This is a genomic window from Corallococcus sp. AB030 (assembly GCF_003668965.1).
GTDB lineage: Bacteria > Myxococcota > Myxococcia > Myxococcales > Myxococcaceae > Corallococcus > Corallococcus exiguus.
Genome location: NZ_RAWQ01000105.1, coordinates 23,662 through 34,260, shown reverse-complemented (window position 1 = coordinate 34,260; position 10,599 = coordinate 23,662). Strand labels below are relative to the sequence as shown.

The window sequence follows — 10,599 nt, the reverse complement described above, 5'->3', positions numbered from 1 at the left end:
TTTCCGGCTCCAGGGCATGGGCGGAAAAAGGGGGCAGGACCGTGGACATGAAGACGAAGAAGGACCTGGCGGTCGATTTCATCAACACCATCCGCACCATGGAGCCGAGCGCGCTCAACGCCCTCATCGTGAAGGAAGCGGGCGAGGAGCTGGCGCAGTTCTTCCTGAACTACAGCGCGAACCTCATCTCCAAGGATCCGTCCCGGGTGTTGGAGAACACGTCCTCGCTGATGCTGATGGGCTACCTCATCCGCACCTACGAGGAGAAGAACAGCCAGGCCAAGCAGGGCAACTTCCAGTCCTACGCGTACGCCTGAGGGCCTGCGCGCGCGGGCTCGACAGGCCCGGGGAGGCCTGTTAGGCACGCGTCGCCCATGCTCATCGACCTACACGCCCATTCCCACCTGTCCAAGGGGTGCGACCTGGAGCCGCGCGCCGTGCTGGAGCGGGCGGCCATGTTCGGCCTGGACGCGGTGGCGTTCACCGAGACGAACACCCAGGACGGCTGCGACGAACTCTTCGAGATCGGCGCCAAATCCAAGGTGAAGGTCTTCGTGGGCCTGGAGCTCGTCACGGACCGGGGCCAATACCTGTGCTTCTTCCCGAAGCCGGAGCTGGCGCCGGAGCCCGTGCAGATGTGGGGCAGCAACCGGGAGAAGCCCTGGAGCGCCGCCGAGTGCCTGCCCAAGGTGAAGGCGATGGGCGCGGCCATCATCGCGGCCCGCCCCTTCGACCGCGACGTGCCCAACCCCGCCATGGAGTACGTGCGCTCGCTGTCCGGCGTGCTGTGCGCCGTGGAGGGCTACAACGCCAAGGTGAAGCAGACGGCCAACGACCTGGCCGTGGAGGCCGCGGACGTCCTCAAGGTGCCCTGCGTGGGCGGCAGCGACGCGCGTGGCTCCCTGGACGAGATGGGCCGCGGCGCCACCTTCTTCAAGCGCGACGTGCTCACCCAGGCGCAGCTGGTGGAGGAGCTGTTCAAGGGCGACTACTGGCCGGTGATGGCCGGTGAGCTGCCCCGCCTCACCCGGCCGGGCGAGGCGCAGGCCCAGCGCAAGGGCGGCGGCGGCAAGAAGCAGCACCGCCGCGGCGGTCGGCGCTAGACAGGCGCCAGGCGGTTCAGGGCAGGACGGATTTGCCTGCCTCTTCCGCGCGCACCAGCTTCCCGTCGCTGAGGAACGCCTTGCGGCGCTCGCCGGTGTAGCGCCACTCCTCGTTCTTCGCGGTGCCCTCCAGCGTGCGGCGCACGGACTCCGGCGGGCCCCAGGCCATGCGCACCGCGTCCGCGGGCATGTCCGGCACCAGCGTCTTGGTGCGCACGGCCTCCTTCACCGCCGCGCTGAAGCCGTTGAGCTGCTGCGTCAGCGGGTGGGGCGACAGCGTGTTCCCCAGCTCCGCGCGGAACGCGTCCTGCCGGTCCAGGTTGGGCGGCAGCACCATCACCACCTGCTCGCCCGCGGGGGCGCCCTCCACCGTCACGTACACCCACGGCCAGGTGCGCGGGGAGTAGAGGACGCGCTCGGTGACGACCCACGCGGTGGGGAACTCCACCTTGGTGATCCGCACGCGCGAGCCGGCGGGGAGGGTGGCCTGGACGGGGCCGGGGTTGATGGGCTTGCCCTGGGTGTCATCCACCAGCCGCACGTCCTCTGGAGGGTAGGGCGTGAGCAGCCGCTTGGACGCGTCCCCGAAGAAGGGCGTCAGGTAGGCGGAGACGCGCAGGTACTGCTCCGCGTCCGGGCCGCTGAGGCCGCGGTCCAACGCGGCCCGGTCCTCGGGGGACATGCGGGTGGCGGACGCGCAGCCAAAGGACATGGCGGCCACGAGCGGCACCAGGAACAGCGACGACAGCGAGCGGAAGGAACGCGGCATGGCACCTGGAGGCGCGCGGGATGGGACGGCGCGCACCTTCGGGTGTCTGCTTAGCCTAGCGGCTGGCCTGCGTCAGCGCCGGCGTGTCCGTCGCCGCGAGCTTGCCGTTGCGGCAGCCGCGCTGCGTGGGACACACGGGACCGCGGCCATGCGGGTCCGCGACCAGGAGGAACCGCCCCTGCCCCCGAGCATCCGTCAGCTCCGGATGGCCGCACAGCGCGCAGTGGCGGGGGGGACGCTTCGAGGGAGGGAAGGGCACGCGTCAAGTGTGCGGCCTCCCCGCGCCCCCAGCGAATTTTCAGCCGGGGGCGGTGGGACGATGGAGCCTGGGGCGCTACGACTTGTCTCCGGACGCGGACGGAGTGCTCGGCGCGGCCGCGGGAGCGCTGGGCGCCGTGCTGGTGCTCGACGACGACGAGGTCGAAGAAGACGCGGGCGACGACGACGCCGAGGAGGACGACGACGAACCGCCGCCGTCCTTCTTCGTGGAGCCGTACAGGTCCGAGTACCAGCCGCCACCCTTGAGGTGGAAGCTGGAGCGGCTGAGCTGCTTGCTCAGCGTGCCCTCGGCGCCGCACGCGGTGCAGGCAGGGGGCGTCGGGTCGGACATCTTCTGCAGGACGTCGATGGTCTTTCCACAGGCCGAGCAGCCGTACTCGTAGATGGGCATGGGGTGGGTACCTCGTCTCGATGAGTCAGTTCGAAGGGGATTGGGCCTGGGCGGAGAGCTGCTTGCGCAGGCCTTCCGTCAGATTCAGGCGCTCGAAGGCGCGGGTGACCAGCTCCGCGGGCGCGCCGTGCTTGCGACCCACGACGTTGGCCAGCGAGTGGAGATCCGTGGCGTCCGGCAGGGCGTCCTTCGCCAGCCGCTCCAGCTCCTTGCGGAGCGCGTCGGCGAAGCGCTTCTGGATGCCCAGGTCCACCAGGTACTTGTCCCGGCCGAGCAGATCCAGCCGGTGGGTGAGGTGGCTCGTGGCCAGCACCTCGTTGCGGAAGCGCTCGCGCAGCGCCTCCACGACTTCTTCCAGCCTGAGCGCGTGGTTGAGCCGCTGCAGCTCGCTGGGGGACAGGCCGAGCGCCCAGGCCACCCGGCCGGTGGCGCCGCGCTGGGACGCGTAGGCGGTCTCGATGTTGTGGCGCTCGCGGGCCTCCAGCGTCTCCATGATGCCGTGCTGGCGCAGCACGTTCTCCATGTCGACCTGGGTCATCTCACCGCGCGGGCCGTTGTAGCGGTGCTCCAGCGTGCGCAGAAGTGAGTAGCGGTGCTCCGTGGCCTCGATGGCGGCCTCCAGCGTCTCCTTGCCCTCCGCGCGCGTCAGTTCAAGGAACGACAGTCGCTGGGCCTCCACGCGGGTGAAGCGGCCGCGGGGGCGGGGCAGCTCGCGCTTGAGGAAGCGCGGGGCCTCCTCTTCTTCCTGGGGCGCCTGGGGAGCCGGGGCGGACGCGGCGGTGTCGGCGTCCTCCGCGTCGGTGGTGCGCTTCTTGGGCGCGATGCGCTCCTGGACGGCGGCGGCCTCCGCCTTGGCGCTCTTGCGGCGGCCGGTCTTCGCGTCCGCCTCCTCGGAGGCCGGGGAGGGGAGCGCGAACACGGGCGTCGTGGAGGCGGGCGCGGGGGGCGGCGTCTTCTCCTCGCGCACCAGGGCCAGCTCCTGCGCCACGTCGTAGTAGCCGCACTCCTGGCGCTGGGCCGCGAGCGCCGGCGTCACGCCGCGCAGGATGTCCACCACCGCGAAGGGCCCCAGGGGGGACGTCTCCGGTTCACCATCCGTGAGGGCGCGGACCCGGAAGTCCTCATCCTCGGTGAGGAGCGCGAGCGCCTCGCGGACCTGCTGTGCGGGGGCCGGAGCCTTCGCGCGTCGGCAGAAGTCCGACACCGCCACCGCCACCGGGGTGGGTACGTCATCGGGCTGCCGTCTTCTCTGCCAGGGACTGATCATGGAAAGGTTCGGAAAATTGCTCGTTTACGAGGGCGGATGCCTCTATCTTCGCGGCCAGACAGGTGTCAATGAGCCAGTCCGGCCTCAATGTAAACAGCTCACGCGCGGCGCAAGCCGAAGTCACCGAACTCCGTGGTAGTCACCGGGGAAGCGGGCGCTTGCCAGGCCCGGCCGGCCAGATTGTCTTGCGGGAGCAGGCATCCCCACCCCAACACATGGGGTGCTCCAGAGATTGCAGATGACGACCCATCACCACAGCCACTCCCACTCCCACGGCCCCTCGGACAAGGACAAGGACGAGGTCCTGGCGCGCTACATGGCCCAGCACGGGCTGAAGAGCACGCGCCAGCGCAGCCTCATCATCGACACCTTCTTCGAGGTGGGCGGCCACCTGTCCGTCGAAGAGCTGTGGAACAAGGTGCGCGAACAGGACACCAAGGTGTCCGTGGCCACCGTGTACCGGACGATGAAGCTGCTCAACGAGTGCGGCCTGGCCCACGCGCGCAACTTCGGTGACGGGCAGACGCGCTACGAGGCGGCGGCGGGGCGCGAGCACCACGATCACCTCATCTGCACGAGCTGCGGCACCATCGTGGAGTTCGAGAACGACCGCATCGAGACGCTCCAGGACGCGGTGGCGCGCAAGCACGGCTTCACGGTGACGTCGCACAAGATGGAGCTGTACGGCTTGTGTCGCGAGTGCCAGCTCCGGGGTGGCCCTCCGGAGACAGAGGCCTGAGCGCGTGAGCCCGGTGCGACGACGCGCGCTCCTGTGCGCGGTGGCGCTGGGCGCACTGACGCTGACGGGCTCGGTGTCCGGCTGTCGCCACGGCGGGCCGGTGGATGCCGGGCCCGCGTTCTACCGGGCGCTGTGGCTGCCGTCGGTGGGGCCTGCGCGCTACGACCCCCGCCAGCTCACGGGCAAGGTGGTGCTGGTGTCCTTCATGGCCACCTGGTGCTTCCCGTGCCTGGCGGACCAGCCCTCGCTCAAGCATCTCCAGGAGACCTACGGCCCCCAGGGCTTCCAGGTCGTCGCGGTGGGGATGGACATCGACGAGGGCCGGGTGCTGGGGCCGTTCGCGAACCACTACGCCTTTCCGTACCCGGTGCTCCTGTCCGACGAGCGGATGCGCGCCGGTGAGAGCGCCTTCGGCCGCATCCGCGCGCTGCCCAGCACGGTGCTGCTGGACAGGCACGGCCGCGCGGTGGCCGCGTGGCAGGGGATTGAGGGCCAGGCGGACGTGGCGAAGGCCATTGAAAAGCTGCTGAAGGCGGACTGATTTCCGCCTCCGCCCGGGGTGCTACAGGGCTGGAGCGGAATAGTTGCGGGCAAGGGGGCCGCTGGTACCTTCGCCGGCGCTCATGACGTCCCGGCGAAAGCTCCTGATGGTGGCGGCGGTGGTGGCGGTGGCCTTGAGCCTCGCTTCGGTGGCGGACGCCAAGGGCTTCCGGCGCTACCTGCGCCTGCGGCAGGACGTGGAGGCGCTCGATGAGCGCAACCGCTCGCTGGCCGCGCAGAACGACGTGCTCCGCAAGGAGATCGCGGCGCTGCGCAAGGATCCGGCGACGCTGGAGCAGTCGGTCCGTGAGGAGCTCGGCTATGTGAAGCCGGGCGAAATCGTCTTCCACCTGGAGTCGCCATGACCTCGCTGTCCGTGGTGCCCTCTCCCGCGAAGCTCGTGCGCGCCTTCTTCCGAGCCATCCCCGCGGCGGTGGCGCTGGCGACGTTCGTCCACCTGGCGCGCGGCGGCTTCCGGGGCCTGAACACGCTGGGGTGGACGGAAGCGGCGCTGGTGATGGGGCTGCTCATCGGCATCGGCATGGCGGCGTGGCGCCGGGCCATGCGCTCCTCGGTGGGCGCGGTCATCGACCTGCGCGACGACCTGGAGCTGGGCGGCGGGCTCATCTCCGCGGCCTTCATCGTGGTGGCCATTGGCGGCGGGGAGCTGTTCCCCATCGTCTACCTGTTGATGGCGTTCCTGGTGGCGTTCCTGCCTCGCAACGCGGGCATGACGCTGCTGGGTGTGGCGCTGGTGTACGACGGCCTGGTGACGCTGGGCGGGCCGGTGGTGAACATCACCGGGTTCCTGACGCACACGCTGTTCCTGGCGCTGTTCGCGGGGCTGTACCACCTGGTGCTGTCCGCGCGGATGGCGGTGGCGAAGCGGGCGGAGTCGGACGCGGTGCAGAAGCGCATCCGCGAGGTGGAGGAGCGCGCGCGCACCTTCCGGCTGGTGTCCTCCGGGACGCAGGACAGCTTCAGCGGGATGAACTCCGACGAGAAGTGGCTGGTCGCGTCGGTGAAGGAGATTGAGGGTGCGGTGCACGCGGCGCTGGAGATCGCGGAGACGGGCCTGCGTACGGACACCTGCGCGGCGTTCCTGCTCACGTCGGACGACCGGAGCCTGAAGCTGTACGACTGCCGCTCGGGTTCGGAGCGGGTGCAGCGCGAGAAGTTCAACGCGGGCGAGGGCATCATTGGCGGCGTGCTGAAGCGCCGCGCGCCGGTGCGGATGAACTCGCCGCAGGGGCTGAAGGGCGTCACGTACTACGAGAGCAGCGGTCCCACGGTGCAGGCGCTGCTGGCGGTGCCCATCCTGGAGGGCAGCGGCTTGGTGCGCGGCGTGCTGGTGGCGGACAAGCTCAAGAACGAGCCGTTCACGGACCAGGACGAGAAGATGCTCACCACCATCGCGGGAGAGGTGCTGCGCTCCATCGAGGTGGAGCGGGTGATGAGCTACATCCGCAAGACGCGCGACGAGAAGGACCGGTTCTTCCGCGCCATCGAGGAGCTCAACCGCGCGGGCAGCCCGGACCAGGTGTTCGTGGCGGTGCTGGAGGCGACGCGGCAGCTGGCGGGGCTGGACTTCTGCGCGGTGACGCTGGTGTCGGAGCAGGACGGCAAGCGGATGCACCGCGTGGCGCGGATGACGGGCGTCACGGCGCAGGGCAAGGCGCTGGAGGGCCAGACGTTCCAGGACAACAACGGCCTGGTGGCGAACGTGGTGCGCTATGGGGCGCCGCTGCCGGGGCGGGACATCAAGGCGATGGACCGTCAGGTCATCTTCGATGAGGAGACGCAGGTGCGCGGCCTGGGCGCGCTGAAGATCTTCCCGCTGGTGGCAGGGGACCGGATTCTTGGCACGCTGGTGGCGGGGTCGCGCAAGAAGGCGGCGTTCGAGCAGGACGTGCTGCGGATGATCGAAGTCATCGCCATCCAGGCGGCGCAGGCGGTGTTGCGCGCGCAGCTCTACGAGCAGATGGAGCGGATGGCGACGACGGACGGCCTCACGGGCCTTCTGAACCACCGCACGTTCCAGTCGCGCGCGGACGACATCCTGGCTCAGGCGCGGCGGTACAACCGCAAGTGCTCCATCATGTTGACGGACGTGGACCACTTCAAGAACGTGAACGACACCTACGGTCACCCGACGGGCGACCAGGTGCTCAAGGGCGTGGCGCGCATCATCAAGACGCTGGCGCGGGACACGGACATCGTCGCTCGCTACGGCGGCGAGGAGTTCGTGATGGTGATGCCGGAGACGGACGTGCAGGGCGCGAAGATCATCGCCGAGCGCATCCGCGAGGCGGTGATGGCGGAGGTGTTCCAGACGGAGATGGGCCCGCTGCGCATCACGATGTCGCTGGGCATCGCGACGTTCCCGGACAACGCCATGGAGAAGCAGCAGATGATCGACCTGGCGGACCAGTGCCTGTACCACTCGAAGCGCAACGGCCGGAACCAGTCCGTGACGGTGGCGCAGATGCAGGGTGGCCGGAAGCTCCAGGCGGTCGCGGAGTAGGGCGGCTCAGTCCAGGTCCGCGAGCTGGCCCTGTGCGAGCTCGCGGTAGTACGGCACGACCTCCACGGCGAGCAGGTCCCGCATCTGCTGGCGCGCGCCGTCCAGGTCGCCCTGGTCTCGCAAGCGATACATGCGGTGGAGGGCGTCGCCCAGGCGCCGTGAGCCCTCCGTGACGCGCTGACGCATCTGGTGGAGGAGGGTGAGCGCGGCCTCCGGCGTGCGCAGTCCCGTTTCCACCTCCGCGGTGGTCATGGCCACGGAAGAGCCCGCGCGTCGCAGAAGCGTGCGAAGGGCGTCGTCCAGGACGACAGTGCCTTCCTGCTGGGCGCGCGTATCGAGCACCCGGAGTTGATGCCAGTCGCCTTCGAGGTCTTCGACCATGAATGCCGTGGCGCTCCTTCGCCGCACGTTCGAGACCATACCCAGTTATACGTTCCACGATGATTCCGCTTCCCCTCGCCGTCACCACCAGCACGAAGACGGACGCGGCCACGGTGCGCGAGGCGCGGGCCGTGGCGCAGCGGTGGAACCTGCCGTTCCTTTCGCGCCGCTCCAGTGAGGGCATCGCGCCCTGGCTGGGCACCAAGGTGGAGGTGCTGCTCGTCGTGGGCGGCGATGGCGTGACGCTGTGGGAGCCGCAGGGTTCGTTCGGCTTCCACGCGGGCATGGCGCACCTGCGGCGCATGCGGCTGCGGCAGGGCCAACGCGATGACGCGTTCCTCAAGGTCGCGGAGATCGTCCCCGGGGATGCTGTGCTCGACTGCACCTTGGGGCTCGCTCAGGACGCGCTGGTGGCGTCGCTCGCCGTGGGTCCCACGGGCCGTGTCGTTGGCCTGGAGAAGAGCCTGCCCCTGTGCATCGTCGCCGCGGAGGGGCTCCAGCGCTACGACCGGGGCGCGGACTCGTGCGCCATCGAAGTGCTTCACGCGGATGCACACGCGTACCTGAAGACGCTGCCTTCGAAGTCCTTTGACGTCGTCTTCTTCGACCCGATGTTCGCCAAGCCCAAGAAGGCCCAGCCCGCCTTCGACGTCCTGCGCCGCTTCGCGGAGCACGCGCCCCTCACTCCTGAAGCCGTGGAGGAGGGGAGACGCGTCGCCCGCCGGTGGGTCGTCGTGAAGGGCGCTCGTCACACCGACGATTTGAAGAAGGTGGGCATCGAGCCTGCGCCCACCTCGCGCTTCAGCGAAGTCATCTGGGGGCGGCTCCCCGCTCTCCCCTGAGCTACTCCTTCTCCGACCCCTTCGGCGGACCCTCACTGCCCATCGGAGACAACTTGCTCGACAGCGCTCCCGCCTGCTCGTGCGCCATCAGGTCGCGCGGCGAGCGGTAGTACTGCATGGGCGAGTGGTGCAGGAAGTTCGACACGCGGCTCGTGTAGAGACACGCGTACTGCTCCACCTGGTAGCCGAAGCGGCTGTTCTCGTTGCCCTCCTTGAACAGCAAGCCCCAGTACGGATTGAAGCCCTCCTCGACGTCGCGCTCCAGCGTGTCCGCGATGCCGTTGGTCTCCTTCAGCGACCGGCGCAGCTTCTCCAGCTCCGCCTTCACCTTCTTGCGCAGTTCCTCTACTTCCTGGCGCTCGGGCTCCGACAGTTCCTCGCGCTCCAGCCTGCGCTCCAGGGTGTTCAACACCGTCTTGCGGTGGTTCACCTCGTCGTCCAGCCGAGCTCGCGTCAGCTCTACCTCCGACAGGGTGACGATCTCCTCGCGCCGCGCGTCCGTGTACGTGATCTCGTCCTCAATCTCCTGGACGATCATGCACGTGCGCCACAGCGACGACTTCTTCGACTTCAGGATGTCGCCGTAGATGTGGTCGCCCACGTAGAGGATGTGCTCGCCCCGGTAGCCGGTGAACTCCTCGAACTGGGCCAGGTTGCCGCCCGAGTACACCGTGCCGCGCTCCAGCGACTTCGCCTCGCCCACGACCTTGCCGGCCTCCGTGGATGAATCCAGCTCCAGGAACGGCCGGGCCTCCGTGAAGAAGGCCGGCTTGCCCGCCGCCGTCACCACGAAGTCGAAGTAGTTGCGCCAGCTGGGGTACTCCGGCAGCTGCCCTTCCAACAGGTAGCGCATCACCGCGTTCGTGTAGTCCCACGCGGAGTTCGTCAGCAGGAACAACTTCTTCCCGCCCGAGCGCAGCTTGTGCAACGCCGGACCCAGCTCCGGATCCAGGAACACGTAGCGCGCCAGGTCCTTGCGGATCTCCCGCTTGAGCGAGTTGTCCCGGTGCACCGTGTCGATGGCTTCCCGGATGTCGTCGTAGAGCTTGCCGTAGTTCACGGTGTGCCCCAGCGACTCCATCAGCTCGATGATGCCCGAGTACAGGCACGTCTCCGGCAACGCGAAGAGCGTGTCGTTCCACGCGAACTGCGGGTTGCGCAGCCGCACGCGCTTGTTGCGGTACAGCTCCTTCCACGCGTCGCGCTTCAGCGGACGCAGGCCGTGGTACGCGCGCCCCACGTGACCGAAGCGGTCCATCTTCAGGACGTTGCCGTTGACGCGGTCCACCGCCAACCCGCGCATCACGAAGTGGTGGTCGTAGAGCAGGCCGCCCACGAACGGCGGATAGCCGTACTCGCTGATCAGCTTCGCGAGCGTCATGTCGAACGACAACTGCTCCAGCCGGCGCATGTGGTAGATGGCCAGCGTGTAGTCCATGTCGAACCCGATGAGTTCGATGTGGTCCATGCGCAGGTTGCGGTTGACGAACACGTCCCGCGAATGCGGCACCTGGTCCGTGGCCTCACGCGGCGTGGTGAGCAGCCGGCCGAGCACGTCGTCGGTGAGCAAGTCCCTCGCCCGGCGGGCCGCGTCGTCGGCGCGCTCGCGGCTGATGGAGGAACGGAAGCTCCCGTGCAGCGGATCCACGGAGGGTCCGCCCGGGATGGGCCTGACAGTCGAGAGTAGGGGCGACACGGGACCTCAAGACATAACATGCGCCGCATGCCCTTCGCCCGCGTCCTTGCGGGCTTCGCACGGGGCTG

Annotated in this window: 13 protein-coding genes; 7 read left to right on the top strand and 6 right to left on the bottom strand. The window is 68.9% G+C overall.

Annotated elements, in window-relative coordinates:
• Nucleotides 1-41 precede the first annotated feature (41 nt).
• Both D7Y15_RS23910 and D7Y15_RS23905 read left to right on the top strand, forming a co-directional pair.
• Entirely contained in the window at nucleotides 42-317 is a 276-nt protein-coding gene (locus tag D7Y15_RS23910) for a hypothetical protein (protein WP_043321624.1), read from the top strand.
• A gap of 57 nt (nucleotides 318-374) precedes the next feature.
• The gene (locus D7Y15_RS23905) at nucleotides 375-1,103 is read left to right on the top strand and encodes a PHP domain-containing protein (protein WP_121754045.1); all 729 of its coding nucleotides are present in this window, start codon (nucleotides 375-377) and stop codon (nucleotides 1,101-1,103) included.
• A 16-nt stretch (nucleotides 1,104-1,119) separates the two neighbouring features.
• On the opposite strand, the gene D7Y15_RS23900 is transcribed toward D7Y15_RS23905, so the two are convergent.
• The 4 genes from D7Y15_RS23900 to D7Y15_RS23885 form a co-directional block, all read right to left on the bottom strand.
• The gene (locus D7Y15_RS23900; protein WP_121754044.1) at nucleotides 1,120-1,872 is read right to left on the bottom strand and encodes a hypothetical protein; all 753 of its coding nucleotides are present in this window, start codon (nucleotides 1,870-1,872) and stop codon (nucleotides 1,120-1,122) included.
• 55 nt (nucleotides 1,873-1,927) lie between these two features.
• Nucleotides 1,928-2,131 (bottom strand): hypothetical protein, encoded by a 204-nt coding sequence (locus D7Y15_RS23895; RefSeq protein ID WP_120577451.1) that lies wholly within the window; start codon nucleotides 2,129-2,131, stop codon nucleotides 1,928-1,930.
• 75 nt (nucleotides 2,132-2,206) lie between these two features.
• On the bottom strand, nucleotides 2,207-2,542 hold the full coding sequence (locus tag D7Y15_RS23890; protein WP_121754043.1) for an FmdB family zinc ribbon protein: 336 nt from the start codon (nucleotides 2,540-2,542) through the stop codon (nucleotides 2,207-2,209).
• A 25-nt stretch (nucleotides 2,543-2,567) separates the two neighbouring features.
• Nucleotides 2,568-3,809: a hypothetical protein gene (locus D7Y15_RS23885; protein WP_121754042.1), complete on the bottom strand. Its 1,242-nt coding sequence runs from the start codon at nucleotides 3,807-3,809 to the stop codon at nucleotides 2,568-2,570.
• Nucleotides 3,810-4,047: 238 nt separating this feature from the next.
• Here D7Y15_RS23885 and D7Y15_RS23880 point away from each other — a divergent pair, with 238 nt between their 5' ends.
• From D7Y15_RS23880 to D7Y15_RS23865, 4 genes are all read left to right on the top strand, one after another.
• The gene (locus tag D7Y15_RS23880; RefSeq protein WP_169820145.1) at nucleotides 4,048-4,548 is read left to right on the top strand and encodes a Fur family transcriptional regulator; all 501 of its coding nucleotides are present in this window, start codon (nucleotides 4,048-4,050) and stop codon (nucleotides 4,546-4,548) included.
• A 4-nt stretch (nucleotides 4,549-4,552) separates the two neighbouring features.
• The gene (locus D7Y15_RS23875) at nucleotides 4,553-5,089 is read left to right on the top strand and encodes a TlpA disulfide reductase family protein (protein ID WP_233597073.1); all 537 of its coding nucleotides are present in this window, start codon (nucleotides 4,553-4,555) and stop codon (nucleotides 5,087-5,089) included.
• Nucleotides 5,090-5,171: 82 nt separating this feature from the next.
• Nucleotides 5,172-5,453: a septum formation initiator family protein gene (locus D7Y15_RS23870; protein WP_120577454.1), complete on the top strand. Its 282-nt coding sequence runs from the start codon at nucleotides 5,172-5,174 to the stop codon at nucleotides 5,451-5,453.
• The gene (locus tag D7Y15_RS23865) at nucleotides 5,450-7,612 is read left to right on the top strand and encodes a diguanylate cyclase (RefSeq protein ID WP_121754041.1); all 2,163 of its coding nucleotides are present in this window, start codon (nucleotides 5,450-5,452) and stop codon (nucleotides 7,610-7,612) included. Before D7Y15_RS23870 ends, D7Y15_RS23865 begins: the two co-directional genes overlap by 4 nt.
• A 6-nt stretch (nucleotides 7,613-7,618) precedes the next feature.
• Here the strand turns inward: D7Y15_RS23865 and D7Y15_RS23860 are convergent, their stop codons facing one another.
• The gene (locus tag D7Y15_RS23860) at nucleotides 7,619-7,993 is read right to left on the bottom strand and encodes a DUSAM domain-containing protein (protein ID WP_120577479.1); all 375 of its coding nucleotides are present in this window, start codon (nucleotides 7,991-7,993) and stop codon (nucleotides 7,619-7,621) included.
• A 59-nt stretch (nucleotides 7,994-8,052) separates the two neighbouring features.
• On the opposite strand from D7Y15_RS23860, the gene D7Y15_RS23855 reads away from it, so the two are divergent.
• Nucleotides 8,053-8,835 (top strand): class I SAM-dependent methyltransferase, encoded by a 783-nt coding sequence (locus tag D7Y15_RS23855; protein WP_121754040.1) that lies wholly within the window; start codon nucleotides 8,053-8,055, stop codon nucleotides 8,833-8,835.
• A gap of 1 nt (nucleotide 8,836) precedes the next feature.
• Here the strand turns inward: D7Y15_RS23855 and D7Y15_RS23850 are convergent, their stop codons facing one another.
• Entirely contained in the window at nucleotides 8,837-10,531 is a 1,695-nt protein-coding gene (locus D7Y15_RS23850) for an HAD-IG family 5'-nucleotidase (protein WP_121754039.1), read from the bottom strand.
• Nucleotides 10,532-10,599: the final 68 nt, after the last annotated feature.